Below are 22238 nucleotides of genomic sequence, written 5' to 3'. Positions count from 1 at the left end.
TACCCTATCTCACAAGCACCAAGGGAATCAACATTAGGTGCTATTTCATAAGCTCGAAGTTAGCATTGCCCAAGGGAATAGATACTAGGGTCTCCTCTGTTTAGCCTGTAGCCTCTATATCTAACGGACGGCTTTTGTGCATCCTTGATTGTAACACTGTCCCTATGGGGTTGGTACAATCAGCCCGTGAGAAGTTCCCCCCCAGGTGTTTTAAAGATGGGGTTTTGGGGATTGGGTGTTGGGTGTCCGATGTGTGGAAAGCACCAAATCACTTCTTTGCTCAATCTTCACCCGTTTAACACCCAATATCCTATCCCTAACACCCAAAACCTGATTCTGACAAAAAGAGGATTAATCGCTACATGGAATTTTCAATCGCTACACTATTAGCCTATTTTTCCGATGATAAATTAGTCACCCCCAAGGCTTTAGAGAAAAAACTCGCCCCCGACGAGGAAAGTCTCCGAAAGTTTCAGATTGCTTTGGATGCTTTGGAAAGAATTGGAATTCTGGAAAAAGATAAAGGTCGCTATCGTCGGGTTCCCGAAGAAGGAATTGTCGAAGCCAAACTCCGATGTTCCAGTAAAGGCTTCTGTTTTGCCATTCAAGATGCTGAAGGAGCCGAAGATGTTTATATTCGGGAAAGTCATCTAAGTACGGCTTGGAATGGCGATCGGGTTCTGGTTAGAATCATTAAAGAAGGCAGTCGCCGCCGTTCTCCCGAAGGAGAAGTTTATGTAATTTTAGAACGGGCGAATCCTTCAGTTTTAGCCAGAATTAAACAATCCAAAACCGGATATCGGGCGGTTCCTTTAGATGATCGGTTGTTATTTGAATTAGACCTAATTAATGATCCGTCGGAACTGTCTGGGGCTGTGGATCATTTAGTTCATGTCGAAGTCCTGCGTTATCCCATTGGTGTCCATCGTCCCCTGGGTCACGTTGTCCAAATTCTCGGTTCCGATGCCGAAGATGCCGATGATTTGGATATTGTTTGTTGTAAACACGATTTACCCCGCAAATGGCCCGCCGGAGTCCTACGGGAAGCGGAGGCGATTGACCGTAACCCGAAAAAAAGTGACTTAAAAAATCGGGTTGATATTCGCAATGTTTTAACGATTAGTTTTCAACCAGATTTAGGCAATCCTGAATTTTCGGTTTTCAAGGATTCAGAACGGCCGAACCATCCACCCTGTATCGATCATGCCTTTAGTATTGAACAAACAAAATCCGATCATTGGCAATTAGGGATTCATTTAGCTGATGCTGCCCATTATATTCTTCCCGATAGTGATCTTGACCGAGAAGCCCGCAAACGGGGAACGGCGATTCATTTAGCGGATAAATTAATTCCGATTTATCCCGAAACCATTTCTGGTGATCGCTTGGCTCTAGTTCCCGACGAGGAACGATTGGCTATCTCAATTATGATCACCCTCGATATGGCGGGACGGGTAACGGAATACGAGATCCAACCCAGCGTGATCCGGGTTGATCATCAACTCGGCTTTGAACAAACCCAGACCATTCTCGATGGTGAACCCTCGCCTTTTGCGAATGTCCTAGAAAATTTCTTGGAACTAAGTCGGGCGGTACGCCAAATTCGCTTAGAACGGGGAAGTTTTGAACTAAATTTACCCGATAGTCATTGTCATTTTAATGATGAAGGGGAACTTGGGCCAATTGTTCTCTCATCTTTATCTCCCGCCCGGGCGATGGTTTCTGAATTGGTGGTTTTGGCGAATCAAATTGTCGGGAGTCATTTACATACTTTGGGTGTTCCGGCGATTTACCGCGTCCAACCACCTCCAGAAGCGTCTGATGTCTCGGAGTTAGCGAAATTAGCAACCCATTTGGGGACGGAATTATTTTTGGATGAGGATGAAGAAGTAGAACCCAGTACCTTCCAACAATTTACGGAGGAATTGGCAAATAGTCGGGCGGAAAGGGTTTTGAGTTATTTATTAGAGGAAACTCTCAAACCTGCGGTTTATAGCACCACTGCTAAACTTCATTTTGGTTTGGCCCTTCCCTGTTATACCCATTGCACTTCCCCTCTGTCTCGCTATTGCGATTTACAGATTTTGCGGGTACTCAAAAGCGTATTTGAGGAAGGACGCGATCGCCGTTCCACCCGGGCTAAGGAGGGGGTGGATTTGGGCCATTCTTCCTGTCATGGGAAAATTACCTGGAATGTGCTCCCCCCGGAAATTCAGCATGACTTAGAAAGTCAGTTTAACCAGTTAGTGATTCATTTGAGTGAACGGGAAAGCGTGGCTGTGGATGGGGAGGAGGACTTAGAAGGACTCAAGAAAACCGGGTTCATGAAGGAACGCACGGGTCAAAACTTCATTGGGTTGATTACCGGGGTTCAGTCCTATGGATTTTTTGTGGAAATTGAGGTGAAGTCCCCCGGCGGTAAGGTTTTACGGGTGGAAGGACTGGTTCATGTCTCCTCCCTCAAGGATGACTGGTATGAATACCGTTCTCGTCAACAAACCTTAGTCGGTCGCAAAAATCGCAACCAATACCGTCTAGGGGATAATGTCGAAGTCCAGGTAAAAAGTGTAGACTACTATCGTCAACAAATTGATTTAGTCGCGGTCGGTGGTGGTAGTGAGGCCTCAGAGGATAACGACGAACCCTATTTTTCCTAAATCTTAACGCGGATTTAAGAGGATTTCACGGATTTTAATCTGTGTTAATCTGCGTCATCCTCTTAAATTCGTAATTCATAATTCGTAATTGGTAAAATGTCTATTACACAATTAATTAGTTTACTGATTCTGGTGGGGGGTTTGGCGATCTTTACGATCCAAAATCTATCCCCCTCTTTACCTTTGATTTTTTTAGGAAATCAATTGCCAACTTTACCTATTTCTGTTTGGATTTTAATTGCGATCGCTGCGGGAATATTAACCTATTTAATCATTCATAATTTATTTCAAATTAATCATCAGAAGGTTAAACCGTTTTCTCCCTCTAAAACATCCCCTGAAACCGTTGCTAAACCGCCCCTAGACCCTGTTAATCAGTCTTCTTGGGGTTATACTCCCGAACCCGTCGAACCCACTCCAGAAGCGGTTTATACGGCCCATAGTTCCGTGAGTCCTTCTGAACCCGAACCCCGTCGGAGTCGTTTTGCGGATGATGATGATTGGGAAACAGAAGTAAAACCTTTTGACCCTGCTTGGGAGCGAGAAGGGAGAGAAACCCCAGAAAAATCACCCCAAACCGCAACGGATTCGGATTCATCCTATGCCTATTCCTACGAAGATCGAGATTCTAGTAGTACCGGAGTCGGGAAAGTTGAAACGGTGTATGATGCTGATTATCGAATTATTACCCCGCCTCCTAAAACAAAAATTCAAGATGATATTAAACCTCAAAGTCATAATAATTATGATCAAGAAGATTGGGGATTAGAAGATGAGGAGGATCAACCTAATTTTCCCTAAAATTAAGATTTACTGTTGAAAATTTGAACTATAAAATGATATAATTGACGGCTAATTTCTCAGGAGATCTAATAACTTTGCAAGAACGATTAAAAGGAATCAATATTTATTTAATTGGGATGATGGGTTCAGGGAAAAGTACCATTGGCGGATTATTAGCCAAACAGTTAGGGTATCGATTCATGGATACCGATGACATAATTAGCCAAACAACCCATCGGTCTATTACTGATATTTTTGCTACAGAAGGCGAAGATGTTTTTAGAGATTTAGAGTCTAAAGTTTTATCGGAAATTTGTGCCTATAAAAAATTTGTGGTGGCGACAGGAGGAGGAATTATTCTTAAACAAATGAATTGGAGTTATCTCAGACATGGAATGATTATTTGGCTTAATGTTCCTGTTGAAGAACTCTATCACCGTTTAAAAGAAGATCAAACTCGACCCTTATTACAACATCCCGACCCGTTACAACAATTACAAATTCTATTAGAAAAACGTCAATCTTTATATGCTCAAGCTGATCTCGAAATTAAAATTAATCCTGGTGGTGTCCCTCAACAGGTTGTTACCCAAATCTTAGAAAAAATTCCCACCATTTTAAAACCTCAATCTTATGGTTTGAATTAAACTGTAAACTCTTAAACTGATAACTGATAACTGATAACTGATAACTGATGACTGATTATCGCAATCCTGCTCCCACCGTTGATATTATTATTGAATTAAGCGATCGCCCAGCTAGACCGATTGTATTAATTGAACGCAAAAATCCGCCCTTTGGATGGGCAATTCCTGGGGGGTTTGTGGATTATGGAGAATCCGTTGAAACCGCCGCCATTCGGGAAGCAAAAGAAGAAACGGGATTAGATATCGAATTAATTGAACAATTTTATGTATATTCCGATCCGAATCGAGATCCCCGTCAACATACCCTCAGTGTGGTTTTTTTAGCCACAGCAATTGGTGAACCCCAAGCCGCCGATGATGCGAAACATTTAGAACTTTTTGAACCCTGGAGAATCCCGCAAAACCTCTGTTTTGATCATGATCGGATTCTCAAAGATTATTGGCGTTATCGCCATTACAAAATTAGACCGCAACTGAGTTAATCAGCAACGGTCTAGTGTTTGATAATGCCAGGAGGGAGACTTGAACTCCCGACACGAGGATTTTCAGTCCTCTGCTCTACCGACTGAGCTATCCCGGCTTGTTTTCACTTTCACTAATCTAGCAAATCTGATCGAGTTTGGCAACCCCCCCTGTGAAGAAATTTTTTCCGATCGGCATCGGTCATAGTATTTTATTGTAGGGGTTTAGTCTCCAAACCCTGTGATTAATTGACTTTGGAGATTCGGCCCTCGGGGTTGGGTTCACAAATCTTATTAGAAAGTACAACGATGAAGCACAACAGACCCCCCGCAGAGCTTATTGGGGTTGGCTTAATTTGGCTGGTGGTGGCCGTTAGCGATCGCCTATGGTTTAGGATGGATCGGTCTGTTCCCGCTTGGGATCAGGCTGATTATCTGAATGAGGCGTTAAATTATTGGCAAGTTTGGCAACATCCCCAATGGTTTTCCGGGGACTGGTGGACTCAGATGTGGATGATGTCCCCTAAAATTCCGCCGTTGACCTATTTATTAACTATTCCCTTTCAGAATTTATTAGGAATAGGGCCGGATCAAACTAACGGGGTTCATCTATTATTTAGTGCTATTTTATTTGCTTCTGTTTATGGTTTAGGCACATTATTATTTAATCGTTCCGTAGGATTTTGGGCAACGGCGTTATGCGTTATTTTACCAGGACTTTATCAACATCGGTTACAATTTTTGCTCGATTATCCCTTAACTGCTATGGTGACATTAAGTTTCTATAGCTTGACTTTATGGTGGTTTTCTGGTCTATCTAATTCCGATAAAAAACTAACTCATTCTTGGCGGTGGGCTATTCTATTTGGGTTGACTTTTGGGTTAGCTCTTTTGACTAAACAAACGGCTCTTTTTTTCCTATTTACTCCCCTATTATGGGTAACAATAGGAGTGTTAAAACATCGTCAGTGGAACCGTTTTTTACAATTATTCGCAGCCTTATTATTATCAATAGCGATTATTTTTCCTTGGGCGAGAACTAATTGGTTATTAATGTTAACTTCAGGAAAAAGAGCGACTCTTGATTCTGCGATCGCCGAAGGTGATCCGGCTTTAAATACTTTAGATGCTTGGACATATTATTTTAAATTACTTCCCGCCCATGTTTCTTTCCCCCTATTAATTATTCCGATTATTGGTCTTTTATTCTATATTATTAAACACTATTCTTTATCTTGGGATCAACAGCATCATCCCTTTGATCATTTCTCAAAATTACAATTAAACTGGATATCCTTAAAATGGTTAGGGATATTTTGGTGGGGAGGATATTTGATTTCTTCGTTAAATATTAATAAGGATTTTCGCTATACTTTGCCCTTACTTCCAGTTTTAGCAATTGTTTTAGCCTATTTTTTAACCTTATTTCCTCAATCTTGGGGGCGACAAATTCGGTGGGGAACTTTGGGTTTAGGAATAATATTAATGATGTTTAATTTATGGCCAATTGGGAGTTATCCAGTTAGACAAGTAATTAGAACTTTAAACCCAGGAAATGAACATCATGTTTATTTAGGAAATCCTTGGCCCCATGAACAAGTAATTAGCGCTATGATTGCATCACAACCCTATTTAAAAAGCAATTTAGGAGTATTACCTTCAACGCCAGAAATTAATCAACATAATTTAAACTATTATGGTTCGTTAAAAGGTTCTCAGGTTCACGGGAGACAGGTGGGAACGAATAAAAATCATGTTTTACAGGATGTGCGATCAATGTCTTGGTTTGTGACTAAAACCGGACAACAGGGCTCAGTAGATCGGGTTCAGGATGCTCAAGAAATGACGATGCAAACTTTAGAAATTAGTCCCGAATTTAAGCTAAATAAACAATGGCTTTTACCGGATAATAGTTTTTTAAATTTATATGAAAGAATAATCCCCTTTGTAGAGGTTTTACCTCTAAAAGAATCGATTCCCAAAATAGAGTTAGAAAGGGTTTTAATTCCATCTCAAGCTCCTCCTGGGGTTCCGGTTCCAGTTACTTATCAATGGCGAGGATCGTTACAGGAATTACAGCAGGGAATTGTGATTTTAAATTGGAAATTAACTAACCCTAACCCTAAAGGTTTATCGGTTTTGATTCATGATCATGGGATAGGAACAGGACAATTATATGGGGATGCACCGGATCAAAGTTATCAAGTTATAGAACGAATGGCGATGCTACCTTTGGTTAATCTGATCCCAGGAAATTATCAATTAGAAGCCACTTATTTGAACCGAGAAACGGGGGAAAGCTATAATATTAATACCCCTGATGTCACCTTGAAAATTGATCCTAAAGCTGCTCCTATGGTCGCCCCTGAGTTGGATTTAGTGACGCAGTTAAGATTATTAATTGTGAATTTACCCGCAGGAATTAAGGGGTTAGATCCGATTTTTGCTCAGGTGGGAAGAATTAATCAATATGATCCGACTCAAGATTATACCATTCAAGCGGAAAAGGCGTTAGAATATCGCTTAAAACAGGAACCTAATAGATTGGATTTTGCTTATAATTTGGCTTTGGCTAATGTTTTACAACAGGATGCTGAAGGTGCGATCGCAGCATTAAAAATAGTGACTCAACTTGATAGTAAAAACCCCAATGCTCACGCCTATTTAGGATTTGTTTATCTGTATAATTTACAAGCAAAATTAGCAGAACAGGCTTTAAAACCAGCTTTAGAGTTAAACCCCAATCAACCTGAATTTAAGATTTTAACCGGGGTTTCTCAACTGATGCAGGGTAATTTTATTCAAGCTTGGCAGAATTTACAAGTCCTGAATAAAATTAACAGTTAAGTAGAGATTGATCAAGAGAAAATTCATTCCTAATCTAATATAGCCCCCCGTTGTTTGAGGTTTAATTTAGCTTCGGGAGAGAGTCCGACAACACCGACAAATTTGGCATTTTCAACAATTGTATCGGTGAGATAAATTCCACTTAAATTAGAACCGCTTAAATCCGCATCACTTAAATTAGCGCGGGTTAAATTTGCTCCAATTAAATTAGTTTCTTTCAAATCTGCATAACGTAAATCCCGTTCTATTCCCCCCTGGGTGACAATTTCTTGAACCAGTCGCCATTTATCACTCAGTTGGGTGGTTTCATCAATTAAGGTTCCACTTAAATTTGCACCCCTAAGATCGGCCCCTAAAAGGTTAGCACTTGTGAGATCAGCCCCAATTAAATTAACTCCAGTGAGATTAGAATTGGTCAAAATTGCCCTAGTCAAATTCGCATTAATTAATTTAACATTAGTTAGATTAGCCCCGGTTAAATTAGCTCCAATTAGTTTAGTATAAATTAAATTAGCTCCACTTAAATAGGTATTAATTAAATGGGTGCGGTTAAGATAAGCACCAACTAATTTAGCTCCATTCAGATAGGCGCGACTTAGATCAGAACCACTTAAATCAGCGCCACTTAAATTAGCATTAATTAGGTTAACCCCGGTCAAATCGGCTTCGCTTAAATCCGCTTCTTGCAAGTCGGCATTAATCAAATTTGCTCCACTTAAATCGACACTACTTAAATCAACGCCATTGAGTTGAATCCCAATTAAGATGGCACCTCGAAAATCCCTTTCCCCGTGGGCGTATTTTTCTAGTAATTGTTTAATATCCATTGTTTAATGTTTAATCTAATTCGTGTTACCCCGACTCGACAATAAATTTGCTACTGATGAACAAAGATATCGGGGTTAAAATCTATAATTTATTGCGATTCCGACGAGCGGAACGTAATAATTTTACCCGATAAGGATCGGCATCAGTACGCCAGTAGACACGATAACCCCTGATTTGAGCACAATGATCTTCTAAACATTTTAACCAACCCAGGCGCGTTTGAATCAACCCAAAGTTATCGAATAGCCCCCATTTTTCCTCTTGGTCAGAGAGTTTTACCAACTGTTGATGGTGGGGATACTCTGGGGTGACTAAGGTGTGTTTACGATGCAAAATTGGAGGGTTGGGGCCATCATAAGTTTGATAGCTAACATGAAGATCCCGCAGGTCAATTTGCATACAGTTACTTAGGGTCGGATGGGTTTCGAGATCAAAATCTGCGGAAAATAAATAGGAAATTTTGGGAGTTTTGATATGAAACTTAATTAAGTTTGCCCCTTCAGGACGACCCAGGGTTTGACTAGCACATCCTTCATAGAGTCGCAGTAATGGAGATAGTTTTTCCAGTGCGCAAATATGAATCCAGAGGGAATTGGCTCGTTTTTGACCTACTTCACTGTTTTGGCAATGATTGGCAATAATTTTAGGATCACCCAGAGTATATAACATTAAATCTGCTAAATCACAAGATTTTCTATAACTACCGAATAAACCTTTTATATCATTTTTCATTGCTTCTGAAAGTTGAAACAGTTTCGGACGACGACTAAATCGACTTAAGGCAATATAAACCAGTAAATCTTGACGGCGTTTATGGGCGATTACGTCCCATTCTTCGGGATTTGTAACTTGTAAAATAATTTGAAAAGCTCGTTTAATAGTGCCAAATTCCTGTTGAATTTGTTCGGCTTCTGGAAGTTCAGTTTCCACGGGTAAACGACCGTGATCGCTGATAAATTCAATTAAAGGTTGGAGTAATTCTTGATAATCTTCAAACCGTTTTAAGTTTAAACGAATTCGGGGAGAAGTTAACCGAGATCGGAAGCGAGAAGCTCGAAATTTTTCGGCTTCGCTCTCATCTCTAAATACAATATAAACCCCTAAATCCAAGGGAATTGCATCAACAGTTAAGGCTTGATCAATATAAACTTTAAGTTCTTCCTGTTGATAATATTTTTGAAAGGTATTGCGACTGGTAATCACCCCATCTCCATACACCATAATCCCTTTTTCTTGAGCATCCACTAATACTTGGGCTGCAACAATTAAAACTTTTTGAGCTAAATTCCATGCTTGAATTAAGGCTTCCCGTCGTTCATTTTGACATTCAATTACATTAATTACATATCCCAAATTCACAATATCCGATTCTATTTGGGGAGTCTGTGGAGAATAATAAGGATCCCATCCGCTCCCTGTATACCCCTGTTCAGCTAACCGTTGAATATCTCCCCCATATCCACAACCATAATCAAAAAAAGTGCTGTGTTCTTGAAATACTTCCGCTTCCAGGGCTAAACGCACCGGACGGGATAAATTTTTACGCGGAATAGCGGCGCGATGACGTTCGATTTTTGGTGAAAAATGCAAGGCATTTTCGGAATTAAATTCGGTTAAATCATTAGTAATTTCTGAAAGTTTCATCACTCGATGATCATAGATTTCTACCCCATGTTTATGTAAGTGTTGTTGCCAACCTTTACGAGTTCCAATGGTTCGATATAAACGGGTTTCTGGGTGAACAAATTCTTGAAGTGATGAAAGTTTAGGTATTTCTAATAATCCTAATCGTTCTTCGGTTTTGGTTAGTTGTTTAAACGTTTGGTAATTGGGATAATTGGCAGTTACAAAGGTTTCTTTTCGATGTAAAATTGGAGGATTATCACTATTAGAATAATCCATAATATTTACCTGTCCGGTTTTAACATTTACTTGAAAACTAGCTGTTAAGGCAGGATGGGGATCTTGATCAAAATCAGGATAAAACAAATAAGAAATTAATGATTGATTGGTATGAAATTTAATCAGAGTAAATGGTTTGAATGAAGGTAAATAAAAGCGACTTAATTGTTCGTATATTCTTAATACAATATTTAACTCAGGTAAAGCTGAACGATGAATATATAAAGCGTTGGGTAGTTTTTTTCCTAGAGAACTTTGTTGACAATATTGAGTAATAATATTCAGATTTTCAACAGTTATTAATAATTGATTGATCAAAATACAGGTCTGTTGATAACTGCCAAAATAGTTGCAGATTTCCCGTTGAAATTCGGTCGTAAAATCATCAAAAGCTTTCAGACGGGGGGGAACTTGTCTTTGTAGAGCTTGTATAGCCAAAAACATCAGCAAATCATTCCCAACAGCAACATCACGGTTAGGAAAATTCAGTTGAGTTAAAACCTCAGAGGTGGTAAGGGATTCCCCAGAGTAACTCTGGGGAGGAAAAACAAGATGATGACTACTACTCATTCATCTGACCCCCATGAAAACGTGGCAGTTTGTTCTGATTTTAAGGCAAGAAACCGGAATTAACAATTAAGAATAATGAAGTTTAACCTAAGAATTTCTTAACTATGGCTAACGAATCTCTATTTCCGTCTAAATCTCCATATCTGACAATCCCAACCCAACAAAATTCAATCATCCAACGTCGTCGGACTCATAAAGGGGTGATTTTATTATTATTAATTGGGTGTTTTTTTGGATGTTTAGGAATTAAACTGATACAGTTACAATTAATCGAGGGAGAATATAATCGTATTCGGGCGGAAAATAACCGTTTACGTCTGATTCCTGTCCCGGCTAAACGGGGTCAAATTTTAGACCGAAAAGGAGATTTATTAGCGGGAAGTCAACTCTCGCGTTCCGTATATTTATGGCCCCAAGAACAGTCTCCTGAACAATGGAAAATCACGGCGGAACAACTCCATACTATTTTAAATCTTCCCGCTTCTGAGATTCTGCAAAAATTAGAAAAAACTGGATATAGATCTCGAATTCCAGTCAGAGTGAGTCCGAATCTTTCTGCTGAAATGTTTATTGGTTTAGCAGAAAAAGTGGAAAATTTACATGGTGTTGAAGTGCGGGGAGAATCTCGGCGTCATTATCCTAATGGAAAATTAGCGGCTCATATTTTAGGTTATATTGGAGAGGCAACACCGGAAGAATTAAAAGCAAATCCTAATTATCCGATGGGAATGATGGTCGGAAAAATGGGAGTTGAAAAATTAGTAAATTCCCAAATAAAAGGTATTTGGGGGAATAGATTAATTGAAGTCGATGCCAAAGGTCAGGAAATTCAAGAGTTAGGGTTGCAATCTCCTAAACCGGGTCAATCGGTGCAGTTAACCATAGATTTAGAATTACAAAAAACCGCCGAAAAATCCTTAGCAAATCGTCGGGGAGCGGTGGTGGTTTTAGATGTTAAAACCGGAGCTATTTTAGCATTAGCTAGTGGCCCAACTTTTGATCCTAATTTATTTATAAATCAGGTAACAAATCAGGACTGGAAAAAGCTACAAAGTGCGGAACAACCGTTATTAAATCGAGCTTTACAGGGATATCCTCCGGGTAGTACCTTTAAGATTGTCACCACCACGGCGGGAATTGAATCGGGGAATTTTTCCATTACTTCTAAAATCCCTACTGCTACATCAATTAAATTTGGGGGAATTTCTTTTAATGAACATGGAAAAGGTTATGGTATAATTGGATTTAAAGAAGCTTTAGCTTTTAGTAGTAATACCTTTTTCTATCAGGTTGGGGTGAAAACGGGGCCAGAAAATATTGCTAAATGGGGTAAAGAATTAGGAATTGCTGGGACAATTAATTTGGATTTATTGGGGTTAGATGGCGCAAATCCCGGGCAAATTCCTACTCCTAAAGAGAAAGAAAAATTATATGGCGAACCTTGGTATATTGGGGATACGGTGACCATGGCAATTGGTCAAGGTTTAGTCTTAGTCACCCCGTTAGAATTAGCTGTGATGGTTTCTACCGTGGCTAATAGTGGTTGGCGAGTTCAACCCCATTTATTAACATCTCAAACTAATACAATTCAAACAAAACCGATTAAAACTAAGATTTCTGTATCTACTTTAAATCTGATTCAAGCTGGGTTAATTGATGTAGTAAAAGAAGGAACTGGACGGGGATTAAATGATGGTTCAATTCCTTTAACGGGAGGTAAAACAGGAACCGTGGAAATCCATGGACAGCCTGATAATGCGATGTATGTGGGGTTTGGGCCTGCGAATAAACCGGAAATTGCGATCGCTGTTTTGGTCGAAGCCGGAGGATATGGGGCGGTTTCTGCGGCTCCGATTGCTCAGGATATTTTTAAAACCTATTTTAGCAATAGGAAATAGCCCCCCCAAACCCCCAGGGCTGTTTCATTTTCCATTGCCAACCCCTAAGACCTAACCCCCCAACCCCCTTCCCTACTAGGGAAGGGGGAGTAATAAATAATTTTTTATGTTTAATAGTAATAATTAGTCCCCCCTCTCCTGCGAGGAGAGGGGTTGGGGGAGAGGTCACACAGTTTTTCCTAGAGAATGAAACAGCCCTGCGTGTACGGGGGGCTTGGGGAACTGTTCCCTGTTCCCTGCTATATATGTTGTTTTAACACCTGTTTTAAATATATTCCCGTGTAAGATTTATCATTTTTAACAATATCTTCCGGGGTTCCTTCGGCAATTAATTCCCCCCCTTTATCTCCCCCCTCTGGCCCTAAATCAATTACCCAATCTGCACAACGAATTACATCTAAATTATGTTCAATTACTAAAATAGAATTACCTTTATCCACTAATCTTTGCAATACATTTAATAATTGATGCACGTCATAAAAGGATAAACCCGTTGTAGGTTCGTCAATTAAATATAACGTTTTTCCCGTGGCTCTTTTAGATAATTCCGATGCTAATTTAACCCGTTGGGCTTCTCCTCCTGATAGCGTTGGGGCGGGTTGTCCTAACTGAATATAACCCAAACCGACATCCACTAAAGTTTGTAACCGACCTGCCGCCCTGGGGATATTTTGAAACACTTCTAAAGCTGTTTCTACGGGCATATTTAACACATCTGCTATCGAATATCCTTTATATTTTACCTGTAAGGTTTCCCTGTTATATCTGGCTCCTTTGCACACTTCACACTGCACATAAACATCGGGTAAAAAGTTCATTTCAATTATATTTACTCCTTGTCCGCCGCAGGCTTCACAACGCCCTCCTTTAACATTAAAAGAAAATTGTCCGGCTTTATAACCTCTAGCTTTTGCTTCAATTGTTTCTGTAAAAACCTCTCGAATAATATCAAAAACTCCGGTATAAGTTGCGGGGTTAGATCTGGGGGTTCGACCAATGGGAGATTGATCAATTACAATTACTTTATCTAATACTTCTAATCCTTCTATGGCTTTTAAATTCTTGGGAAAAGGCACTTTTTTGGTAAAATGATGTTGTAAAGCCGGATACAGTAATTCACTCATTAAGGTTGATTTTCCTGAACCAGAAACCCCCGTAATACTAACCAGTTTTCCTAACGGAATTTCGACGGTAATATTATTTAAGTTATTGCGGGTAGCGTTAATTAATTTAATCCGTTTTCCATTCCCCATTCTCCTCTCTGTGGGGGTCTCAATTTGCTTTCTTCCTGATAAATAAGCACCCGTTAAAGAGCGCTCAGTTTTTAATAAAACCTCTATATTTCCTTGAGCAACAATTTCACCGCCATGCACCCCCGCCCCCGGCCCAATATCCACTAAATGATCCGCCGCCCGAATAGTTTCTTCATCATGTTCAACTACAATTAAAGTGTTACCTAAATCCCGTAATTTTATTAAGGTATTTAATAACTTTGTATTATCCCGTTGATGTAACCCAATACTGGGTTCATCTAATACATATAAAACCCCCGTTAAACCCGCTCCAATTTGGGTTGCTAACCGAATGCGTTGGGCTTCTCCTCCTGATAGGGTAGATGCGGTTCTAGCTAAGGTTAAATAGTCTAATCCTACATCGAGTAAAAATTGCAATCTGGCTCTAATTTCCCGTAGGACTAATTCCGCTATTTTTGCTTGTCTTTCGGTTAAGTTTAACTGATTAATTCGGTTTAAACAATCCTGAATTGAAACTCCTGTTAATTCATCTATTTGATATTGTCCCACTCGCACCGCTAGGGCTTCGGGTTTGAGTCGTTTTCCCAGACAAACTTCGCAGGGTTGATCAATTAAATATTGTTCTAATTTTTGCTTTTGTAATTCGGAGGCACTATCTTGATATTGACGTTGTAATAATGGAATTACCCCGGCGTAGGGTCGATAATATCCTTTATTTTCTCGATAGCGAGAATCGGTTTCAATTAAAATAGGTTCCTCTGAACCATAAAGGATAATATGTTGTTGTTCTTTTGTGAGTTGATTCCAAGGGGTTGTAATCTCGAAACCAAAGGCTTGACCGATACTATGCAATATTGATAAATAATAGGAATTATCCTTTTCTGACCAAGGAGCAATTGCAGTATAAACTGGTTGAGTTAAGTCGGGAATTACTAACTCTGGGGAAAAGGTTTTTAGATGTCCTAAACCATGACAACTCGGACAAGCACCAAAGGGAGAATTAAACGAAAATAACCGAGGAGAAAGTTCTTCCATTACCGCCCCATGTTCGGGACAAGCAAAATTTTCTGAAAATATTAATTGTAAAGATTCTACGCCTTTAATTGAGGGGGTTTCAAAGTTATCTGGTTCTAAAGGATCGCGATGTTCTGGATCTTTTTGATCTTCAGAGTTTTCATTTGATCTATCATCTAAGAGTTTTATAATTGCAATTCCATTCGATTGTTTTAAACAGGTAGTTAAGGAATCGGCGAGACGTTCTTGTAATCCTGGTTTTTTAATTAAGCGGTCAATAACAATTTCAATATTATGGGTATGGTTTTTATCTAATTCAATATTTTCTGATAGTTCCAAAACCTCATTATTCACCCTAACGCGCACAAATCCTTGGGAGGCTAAACTAGATAATAACTTGCGGTGAGTTCCTTTTTTCCCCCTAACAACCGGAGCCAGGATAATAAATTTTGTCCGGTCTGGAAGTTCCATGATCCGATCGCACATTTCATCAATAGTTTGGGGCGCAATATTGCGATCGCACATCGGACAATGGGGCTGTCCAGCCCGACCAAATAGCAACCGCAAATAATCATAAATCTCCGTCACCGTCCCAACGGTAGAGCGAGGGTTATGGGAGGTGGATTTTTGGTCAATGGAAATGGAGGGACTCAAGCCATCGATCGCGTCGACGTCGGGTTTATCCAGTTGTCCCAGGAATTGGCGGGCGTAGGCGCTCAGGGACTCCACATAGCGGCGCTGACCTTCGGCGAAGATGGTATCAAAGGCGAGGGACGATTTCCCAGAGCCGGAAACCCCCGTAAAAACGATCAGGCGATCGCGGGGTAACTCCAAATCAACATTTTTCAAGTTATGTTGTTTCGCCCCCCGAATGCGGATGGTGTTGGGGGTGTTGTTGGGATAGGGTAGGGGGTCAGAGAGCAATTTTGAGTTCACTACATTTCGAGTGGTACAGTCCTTAATTATCTTAGCGTTACCATTGGCATCTGGGAGTTGTGAATCTGAAAAGGGACTGTTACTATATTAGTATTAGATCGTAAAAATCAAAGTAATAAAATACAGGTTAAAGAAATGGAAATCAATATTGATAGTACAATCCTATCTGTAAAGTCTGAAAAACCTTTTCCGACCAGTCATGAACTCCAGCAGTTTATGGAATGGTTAAAATCCAATGAAACTCTCTTAGAAGCAGCTAAGTATTTAGGGAAGTATGAAAAACTAATCATTGAAAATACAATTCGATCTTTGAAGCACAGTCATCCTGATCTGTTTTTAACTTCACAGAGGGAGGAAAAAATAACTGGTGATATTAGTTTTTATCTATATTTAATCGGATACTCTTTAGTTATAAATGATAAAACAGCATTAGGTGAAGCGTTACAAACCAATATCCTTGATACGTTATCTTTATCTCCTAGCTGCTTAATTGAATCTCTCAATTTAATTAAGAATAATATTTTTCTGAAAGAAGATGCAAAACAAGAGATTTTAGAATATATAGACTATGCCATACAAAAAATTATTGAAAAGGACAAGGGCAAGAATTTAGAAGATGACAATTATCAGCTTCCTTTCTGGCAAAAAATCATAGAAATTGGTACAACTGTTTCTCAAGCAGAATGGGAAAAATTACCCAAAGATTTTTCTAAAAACTTTGAACATTATTTGTATGGGGTTGCTAAAGATTCATGAAGTTTATTTTCTTGGATACATCATATTTACAAGCTTTAGCTAACCCAGGTGATGATTTACATCAACGTGCCATAGAAGTAACAGAAAAGCTGGGTGCATTTGTTCCTGTTACCAGTGAAATGGTACTTACGGAACTTTTGAATGCCCTATCGAGCAAAGGTCGGTATTTGCGACAAATTGCACTTGAGATTACTACTAAATTACAAAATGATTCACAGGTTGAAATAGTTCTTCAAACTAGCGAATTGTTTAAAAGTGCTGTTGAATTTTATAGTCAAAGATTGGATAAGGGTTACAGCTTAACAGACTGTGCTTCAATGTTAATTATGCGTCAAAAAGGAATTCAAGATATTTTGACTTATGATAAACATTTTCTGCAAGAAGGGTTTAATGCTTTGCTTAGAGAATAAGATAACCTTTAGAGGGTATTATAGCAAGAAATTAGAGCGATCGCATCATTCAAGAACAGGAGGAAAATTAATGACAGAAACGAATACTCAAGATGTTCTCTATTTCCTTGAGCAAATTATTCCTGATACCCCAGAAATGCAACTCATCGAAAGACAGGAATTATTTAGATTAACCTTAACTCAAGTGATGCGAAATTTGCGAAAAAAATTAGGTTTAACCCAAGCGGAATTAGCTGAAAAAATGGGAGTATGTCAAAGTTGGGTTTCTAAGTTAGAAAGTGCTAATAATGATCATGCTTTTGAATCGGTTTTAGCTTATTTAGATGCTTTGGGTGCAGATTTCGAGGTAACGATTTTACTCAAGGGTAAAAAAGTAGCAGTTATTCCAGCGTTGTTGAGAATGACACCAGAAGAATTTGAAGCATCACTATCAACAGTGTTAGATGTTTCTGAAGAATTAGAAAACAATCATCAAGATATAAATAAAATGCCCCTAAACAGAATAAAATTACCTGTAAGTTGAGTTGAATCAAATCAGCCTAATTATTTAGGTGAAAAAAATACTATTATGGATGAAGGGAAAAGAAAGCGTTTAGAAGCTAAAGATTGGAAGATGGAAAAATGATCAATTATTTTTAACAAGGAGATTTTGGCTATGTTAGTTAAAAGAAACAATGGCTATTACCATGATTGATCCTGTAGAAGTAGCTGCAAAAGATTTTGAGGATAGCCATGTGTTTAATAAACTGAGAAAAATGGTAGTTGTAGGTAGAGTTTTTGAGAGTAAAGCAGAGGAATCATCCTTACTACACTCAGCAGCAACTTTTGATTTAGATGATCCTCTTATCTACGAGCAAGTGAAAAATGACTATAATGTAATTCGGGAGAGGATTATTACGCAGGGATTTGACAAATTAACAGGTAGTATGGGAGTTTTAATTCAACCTAGAACAAAAGGCCCGGGACATGGAAGCACATCTCGTGCTTTTTATGCTAGGACAAGATTTGTTGCTCATATTTTACTAGGAACTGAAATTTAGTGTCAAATAATCGACCTCTTGCATTAGTTCCACAAATTGAGACGGTTGACTTTGCACAGTTTTTAGTTCTCTCTAAAACGAATACTTTTGCAAGATGAGAATGGATTTAATTATTCTCCAGCTTGTTCTAGCAAATATTTTACTAAATCATCCGATAACCATAAACCAGAATTTTTTAACAATTGAATAGCAACAGTCATAGAATCCAGAAAACCCTTTTGTTTAGCGAATAATAATAACCCGGCTGTGCCAACTAATGGTATATTTAAAGTACGGGCCACTCGTCTTCCTGCCGCATCATCAATAATTGCACGATAACCTTTATTTTCCCAGGCAAAACTTAATACCTCAGTTTCACCAGGATCTAATCCCCATGCGGTAATTGTAGGAGATACAGAGATTAAATCCACTTTTTTACCCCAAGTCATTTGAGGAAGTTGCTGAGAAGATAGATCGTTTTTACCCGCTTCTACCACTTCTAACCAAACTGCATTAGGGATAATAATTTCTTGACAAACTTGGGGGAGTATATTAATTAATTGACTTTTAAATAAAACAATTAAAGGGGAACTATTAATCACTACTTTTTCCATTAATACTAGCTAACTCCTCAGTAATATCTTCCGGGGTATATTGAAAAGTTGAGACGTGATAACGGGAGAGCAAATTAATAAATTCTAGCCGAGTTATACCCGCAATTTCTGCCGCTTTCCCTTGAGAAATTTCCCCTAGTTCATACCATTTGACCGCCGCCGCAATTCTCATTTCTTTGCCTAATTCTTCAGGATCTTTTCGCAAAGCTGAAAAAACGGTTTCAGGGAGTTGGATTGATACTGTCTGCATCATAGCCCTTATCCTCTAAGGTGTTAAATTTTATTATACTAGAGTTTTAACGTTTTGGCATTTGCAAAAGGGATTCAATAGATTTTAAGAGTCCTTGATACCATTGTCTTGCCTTTTCTGGGGATGTAACTTGAGACATCCAGAGAAACGCTTGATCGGCTTCTGCTTCTGCCACACTTGAAATTTCAATGCGATATTTCATCAATCAATAGGTAGATTATATTTACGACGTTGTTCTTCAGCAAATTGCTCAAAATCTCGAAATCGTCCCTGTTCAAAATCTTCTAACCCTCGTTTAATGCCCTCAATCGCTGCTTCTGTATCATCCGTTTCCCCTGTTAAGATTTGATTGAGAAGTTCAGTGACAACATAATTAATATCCTGTCCTTGCTTGGTGGCTTTTTCTCGTAGTTTTGCTTCGAGTTCGGGAGTCAGTGTTACAACAATTGACATAAATATTTTTTGAGTGTTGTTAACCTTTGGAGGATATTATAGCAAGAAATAAGAGCGATCGCTATTTTAAACTGTTCTGGCTTTCTTTTATTCGGGTAAAAATTCAAGGGATAAAATCTCTGCTAAGGTATAGGGACAAATTTCTGGAAATAAAGATAACCCGGTTTCTCTTTCCGCGCTCAGAGTTGCCAAAGGGTAAACATCTTCTATCGCTTCAGTCAAATTAGGTTCAAGACTAGGGTTTTTTTACAGAAGTTTTTGTAAACGGAGGCGCTGCTCTTTGATGGTTAATTGCCAACTGCGAGAGCGTAAATTAGGCTGAAATTGCCATTTTAAGAGGTGCATAATTAAAAGTTCTAATCTACTGTCTAATTGTCGTTTTTCCGAGCGTCCCATATCTTCTATTTCTTCAGCAATATTTTGCCAATCAATTTGATGGAGTTGTCCGGTTTTTAATAACTGTGATTGTTCCTGTGTCCAGGCATAAAAGTCCTGTTCATGGGTGGTTGAATTCATAGGTTTTCCTGTAATTAAAGGCGATCGCTATTATTATAAATTAGGGTAAAAGTGAAATTCAATCAAACTTAAACCCTAATTCAGAGTAATTTTTAACCCCTTGATTACAATTTCATGGTTAAACTAATCCGTTTTAACTTCTCATTAATTTCCATAACTCGCACTTTAACAACTTGTCCCACTTTAACAAATTTATTCGGGTCATCGACAAATTGATCGGCGAGTTGGGAAATATGAACTAAGCCATCTTGATGGACTCCAATATCAACAAATGCACCAAAAGCCACCACATTCGTCACACTTCCTTCTAATTCCATTCCGATTTTTAAATCGGATATTTCTTTAATTCCTTCTCTGAATGTGGCATATTTAAACTCAGCCCGGGGATCTCGTCCGGGTTTTTCTAATTCGCTAATAATGTCTTTTAAAGTAGGAGTTCCGATGGTATCAGTAACATATTTATCCAGTTTCACCGATTTAATTTTATCCTTAAATTGACTAATATTATTTAAGGTAACGCCTACATCCTTCGCCATAATTTCCACGACCGCATAACTTTCGGGGTGAACTGCGGTATTATCTAAAGGATTAACACCTCCTCGAATTCTTAAAAATCCCGCCGCTTGTTGAAAGGCTTTTGGGCCTAATTTAGCGACTTTTAACAGTTCTTTCCGGGTTTTAAAAGCTCCATTTTCATTCCGATAATTGACAATATTTTGAGCTACTGTTGGGGTAATTCCTGACACAAAGGTTAATAATTCCTTAGAAGCGGTGTTTAATTCCACTCCCACATAATTAACACAACTTTCAACAGTATCATCGAGTTTTTTCTTTAATAATTTCTGATCTACATCGTGTTGATATTGTCCGACACCAATGGATTTTGGATCAATTTTTACTAATTCTGCTAGGGGATCTTGTAACCGTCGTCCGATACTAATTGCACCCCGCACCGTTAAGTCTAAATCGGGAAATTCTTGCCGCGCCACATCACTAGCGGAATAAATGGATGCACCGGATTCATTAACCATTACTTTGATCGGTTTTCGCTCTAATTTAGCGATAATTTCTGTTATAAATTCATCGGTTTCTCGTCCGGCGGTTCCATTTCCGATCGCGATTAATTCTATTTTATATTTATCAATTAATTGTTTAACTTTTTTTGCTGCTTCTTGACGTTGACCTGCCGCTTGATGGGGGAAAATTGTATGATATTCACAGAATTTTCCGGTTTCTGATAATACTGAAACTTTGCACCCAGTTCTAAACCCGGGGTCAATAGCTAAGGTGGGTTTCATTCCCGCAGGGGAGGCGAGTAATAATTCTCTTAAATTTGATTCAAAGGTTTTAATTGATTCTAAATCGGCGTAGGTTTTGCGATCGCTTCTAACTTCACTAATTAACGATGTTTTCATTAACCGATTAAAAGCATCTTTTAACATCGGTTGATAGAATTTTCTAATTATCGGATTTTTGGTTTTAATTTCCTGGGATTCTAAATGAGACTGCACAAAATCTTGATCAAATTCAATTTCAACTTTTAAGATTCCTTCGGTTTCTCCCCGCAATAATGCTAACAGATTATGGGGTTTAATATCTTGTACATTTTCTCGATATTGGCGGTACATTTCAAATTTAGTTGATCCTTCGGGATAGTCTTCTTTGACTAGGGAAACAAATACCCCTCGATTGATTAAATATTCTCTTAAATAGGCTCGTAAATTAGCTTTTTCGGATAGGATTTCTGCTAGAATATCAGAGGCTCCATTTAAGGCATCTTCAATAGTTTTAACACCTTTTTCTTCGGAAATATATTTTTTTGCTTCTGCGTTTAAATCAAAACTTGGGGAATTGGGTTGATTAAAATTAGCAATAAATTGAGCTAGGGGTTCTAATCCTTTTTCTTTGGCAACGGTGGCGCGAGTTCTGCGTTTAGGTTTGTATGGTAAATATAAATCTTCTAGTTCGGTTTTTTGTAAACAGGTTTCGATTTGTTCTCGGAGTTCATCGGTAAGTTTTTCTTGGGATGCGATCGCTTCTAAAATACTTTTTTTCCGGTCTTCCAATTCTGTTAAATAGGTATAACGTTCTGAGAGATCCCGCAGTTGAATTTCATCTAAGGAACCCGTAATTTCTTTCCGATATCGCGCTACAAAAGGAATGGTTGCTCCCTCGAAAAACAGTTCTAGGGCGTTTTCTACCTGAAAGGGTTTAAGAGACAGTTCTTGAGCGAGAATTTGAGAAATATTGAGCATAGGATTCAAAATTAATAGTGACTGTATTTAACCTTAATTCTATCATATTTAATTCAAAAGAATAGCCCTAAATTTTGTATTTTACCAAACTCGATAGAAACTATAGCAATCCTATTTGAGTTGTGTTTAAAATCCCTGATCAAAAGGGAACACCGGAACAGCCCCCCCC

18 protein-coding genes, 1 tRNA gene and 1 pseudogene are annotated in these 22238 nt (G+C 38.7%); 10 read left to right on the top strand and 10 right to left on the bottom strand.

The window, feature by feature from the left end; all coding sequences use genetic code 11:
• The first annotated feature begins 362 nt into the window (after window positions 1–362).
• From NMG88_RS14970 to NMG88_RS14955, 4 genes are all read left to right on the top strand, one after another.
• On the top strand, window positions 363–2657 hold the full coding sequence (locus NMG88_RS14970) for a ribonuclease R family protein (protein ID WP_042154377.1): 2295 nt from the start codon (window positions 363–365) through the stop codon (window positions 2655–2657).
• A 96-nt stretch (window positions 2658–2753) separates the two neighbouring features.
• A complete protein-coding gene (locus tag NMG88_RS14965) occupies window positions 2754–3458 on the top strand; it encodes an ABC transporter permease (protein WP_026796540.1) in 705 nt (234 codons plus the stop codon).
• A 77-nt stretch (window positions 3459–3535) separates the two neighbouring features.
• The gene (locus NMG88_RS14960; protein ID WP_227365552.1) at window positions 3536–4087 is read left to right on the top strand and encodes a shikimate kinase; all 552 of its coding nucleotides are present in this window, start codon (window positions 3536–3538) and stop codon (window positions 4085–4087) included.
• 47 nt (window positions 4088–4134) lie between these two features.
• Window positions 4135–4569 carry an NUDIX domain-containing protein gene (locus NMG88_RS14955; protein ID WP_042154381.1) on the top strand — a complete coding sequence of 145 codons (435 nt, stop codon included), beginning with the start codon at window positions 4135–4137 and terminating at the stop codon, window positions 4567–4569.
• A gap of 25 nt (window positions 4570–4594) precedes the next feature.
• Here the strand turns inward: NMG88_RS14955 and NMG88_RS14950 are convergent.
• Window positions 4595–4667: transfer RNA gene (locus tag NMG88_RS14950), tRNA-Phe, on the bottom strand.
• A 190-nt stretch (window positions 4668–4857) separates the two neighbouring features.
• Here NMG88_RS14950 and NMG88_RS14945 point away from each other — a divergent pair.
• Window positions 4858–7395 carry a phospholipid carrier-dependent glycosyltransferase gene (locus NMG88_RS14945; RefSeq protein ID WP_227397860.1) on the top strand — a complete coding sequence of 846 codons (2538 nt, stop codon included), beginning with the start codon at window positions 4858–4860 and terminating at the stop codon, window positions 7393–7395.
• 29 nt (window positions 7396–7424) lie between these two features.
• Here NMG88_RS14945 and NMG88_RS14940 read toward each other — a convergent pair whose 3' ends face one another.
• Both NMG88_RS14940 and NMG88_RS14935 read right to left on the bottom strand, forming a co-directional pair.
• Complete coding sequence (locus tag NMG88_RS14940; RefSeq protein ID WP_026787759.1) at window positions 7425–8222, bottom strand: pentapeptide repeat-containing protein; 798 nt, start codon at window positions 8220–8222, stop codon at window positions 7425–7427.
• Window positions 8223–8304: 82 nt separating this feature from the next.
• Complete coding sequence (locus tag NMG88_RS14935) at window positions 8305–10695, bottom strand: DNA phosphorothioation-associated putative methyltransferase (protein WP_268951562.1); 2391 nt, start codon at window positions 10693–10695, stop codon at window positions 8305–8307.
• A gap of 104 nt (window positions 10696–10799) precedes the next feature.
• On the opposite strand from NMG88_RS14935, the gene mrdA reads away from it, so the two are divergent.
• Complete coding sequence (gene mrdA, locus NMG88_RS14930) at window positions 10800–12593, top strand: penicillin-binding protein 2 (protein ID WP_042154383.1); 1794 nt, start codon at window positions 10800–10802, stop codon at window positions 12591–12593.
• A gap of 239 nt (window positions 12594–12832) precedes the next feature.
• Here the strand turns inward: mrdA and uvrA are convergent, their stop codons facing one another.
• A complete protein-coding gene (gene uvrA, locus NMG88_RS14925; protein WP_227350668.1) occupies window positions 12833–15796 on the bottom strand; it encodes an excinuclease ABC subunit UvrA in 2964 nt (987 codons plus the stop codon).
• A 135-nt stretch (window positions 15797–15931) separates the two neighbouring features.
• Here uvrA and NMG88_RS14920 point away from each other — a divergent pair, with 135 nt between their 5' ends.
• From NMG88_RS14920 to NMG88_RS14905, 4 genes are all read left to right on the top strand, one after another.
• Window positions 15932–16552: a globin family protein gene (locus tag NMG88_RS14920; protein ID WP_235751525.1), complete on the top strand. Its 621-nt coding sequence runs from the start codon at window positions 15932–15934 to the stop codon at window positions 16550–16552.
• Window positions 16549–16962: a type II toxin-antitoxin system VapC family toxin gene (locus NMG88_RS14915; protein WP_026787761.1), complete on the top strand. Its 414-nt coding sequence runs from the start codon at window positions 16549–16551 to the stop codon at window positions 16960–16962. The genes NMG88_RS14920 and NMG88_RS14915 overlap by 4 nt, the downstream gene beginning before the upstream one ends.
• 70 nt (window positions 16963–17032) lie before the next feature.
• Window positions 17033–17485, top strand: a complete 453-nt coding sequence (locus NMG88_RS14910; RefSeq protein ID WP_254035574.1) for a helix-turn-helix domain-containing protein — start codon at window positions 17033–17035, stop codon at window positions 17483–17485.
• Between the two features lie 151 nt (window positions 17486–17636).
• Window positions 17637–18002: a PDDEXK family nuclease gene (locus NMG88_RS14905; RefSeq protein WP_254035573.1), complete on the top strand. Its 366-nt coding sequence runs from the start codon at window positions 17637–17639 to the stop codon at window positions 18000–18002.
• A gap of 110 nt (window positions 18003–18112) precedes the next feature.
• Here the strand turns inward: NMG88_RS14905 and NMG88_RS14900 are convergent, their stop codons facing one another.
• The 6 genes and pseudogenes from NMG88_RS14900 to NMG88_RS14875 form a co-directional block, all read right to left on the bottom strand.
• On the bottom strand, window positions 18113–18595 hold the full coding sequence (locus tag NMG88_RS14900) for a PIN domain-containing protein (RefSeq protein ID WP_254035572.1): 483 nt from the start codon (window positions 18593–18595) through the stop codon (window positions 18113–18115).
• Window positions 18576–18848 carry a UPF0175 family protein gene (locus tag NMG88_RS14895; protein ID WP_254035571.1) on the bottom strand — a complete coding sequence of 91 codons (273 nt, stop codon included), beginning with the start codon at window positions 18846–18848 and terminating at the stop codon, window positions 18576–18578. Before NMG88_RS14895 ends, NMG88_RS14900 begins: the two co-directional genes overlap by 20 nt.
• Before the next feature lie 43 nt (window positions 18849–18891).
• The gene (locus tag NMG88_RS14890; protein ID WP_227365536.1) at window positions 18892–19047 is read right to left on the bottom strand and encodes a hypothetical protein; all 156 of its coding nucleotides are present in this window, start codon (window positions 19045–19047) and stop codon (window positions 18892–18894) included.
• Complete coding sequence (locus NMG88_RS14885; protein ID WP_227365534.1) at window positions 19047–19298, bottom strand: hypothetical protein; 252 nt, start codon at window positions 19296–19298, stop codon at window positions 19047–19049. The genes NMG88_RS14890 and NMG88_RS14885 overlap by 1 nt, the downstream gene beginning before the upstream one ends.
• Window positions 19299–19385: 87 nt before the next feature.
• Window positions 19386–19814: pseudogene (locus tag NMG88_RS14880) on the bottom strand (DUF29 domain-containing protein).
• Between the two features lie 104 nt (window positions 19815–19918).
• Window positions 19919–22069, bottom strand: coding sequence for a Tex family protein (locus NMG88_RS14875; RefSeq protein ID WP_227350675.1), 2151 nt, complete (start codon window positions 22067–22069; stop codon window positions 19919–19921).
• Window positions 22070–22238 lie beyond the last annotated feature (169 nt).

Source organism: Planktothrix agardhii (assembly GCF_904830935.1).
GTDB lineage: Bacteria > Cyanobacteriota > Cyanobacteriia > Cyanobacteriales > Microcoleaceae > Planktothrix > Planktothrix agardhii.
This window is presented reverse-complemented; position numbering and strand designations above follow the sequence as displayed.

Coding starts and splice junctions, on each gene's coding strand:
- NMG88_RS14970 (WP_042154377.1), top strand. CDS start 363: ATGGAATTTTCAATCGCTACACTATTAGCCTATTTTTCCGATGATAAA.
- NMG88_RS14965 (WP_026796540.1), top strand. CDS start 2,754: ATGTCTATTACACAATTAATTAGTTTACTGATTCTGGTGGGGGGTTTG.
- NMG88_RS14955 (WP_042154381.1), top strand. CDS start 4,135: ATGACTGATTATCGCAATCCTGCTCCCACCGTTGATATTATTATTGAA.
- NMG88_RS14945 (WP_227397860.1), top strand. CDS start 4,858: ATGAAGCACAACAGACCCCCCGCAGAGCTTATTGGGGTTGGCTTAATT.
- NMG88_RS14940 (WP_026787759.1), bottom strand. CDS start 8,222: ATGGATATTAAACAATTACTAGAAAAATACGCCCACGGGGAAAGGGAT.
- NMG88_RS14935 (WP_268951562.1), bottom strand. CDS start 10,695: ATGAGTAGTAGTCATCATCTTGTTTTTCCTCCCCAGAGTTACTCTGGG.
- mrdA (WP_042154383.1), top strand. CDS start 10,800: ATGGCTAACGAATCTCTATTTCCGTCTAAATCTCCATATCTGACAATC.
- NMG88_RS14920 (WP_235751525.1), top strand. CDS start 15,932: ATGGAAATCAATATTGATAGTACAATCCTATCTGTAAAGTCTGAAAAA.
- NMG88_RS14915 (WP_026787761.1), top strand. CDS start 16,549: ATGAAGTTTATTTTCTTGGATACATCATATTTACAAGCTTTAGCTAAC.
- NMG88_RS14910 (WP_254035574.1), top strand. CDS start 17,033: ATGACAGAAACGAATACTCAAGATGTTCTCTATTTCCTTGAGCAAATT.
- NMG88_RS14905 (WP_254035573.1), top strand. CDS start 17,637: ATGGCTATTACCATGATTGATCCTGTAGAAGTAGCTGCAAAAGATTTT.
- NMG88_RS14900 (WP_254035572.1), bottom strand. CDS start 18,595: ATGGAAAAAGTAGTGATTAATAGTTCCCCTTTAATTGTTTTATTTAAA.
- NMG88_RS14895 (WP_254035571.1), bottom strand. CDS start 18,848: ATGATGCAGACAGTATCAATCCAACTCCCTGAAACCGTTTTTTCAGCT.
- NMG88_RS14890 (WP_227365536.1), bottom strand. CDS start 19,047: ATGAAATATCGCATTGAAATTTCAAGTGTGGCAGAAGCAGAAGCCGAT.
- NMG88_RS14885 (WP_227365534.1), bottom strand. CDS start 19,298: ATGTCAATTGTTGTAACACTGACTCCCGAACTCGAAGCAAAACTACGA.
- NMG88_RS14875 (WP_227350675.1), bottom strand. CDS start 22,069: ATGCTCAATATTTCTCAAATTCTCGCTCAAGAACTGTCTCTTAAACCC.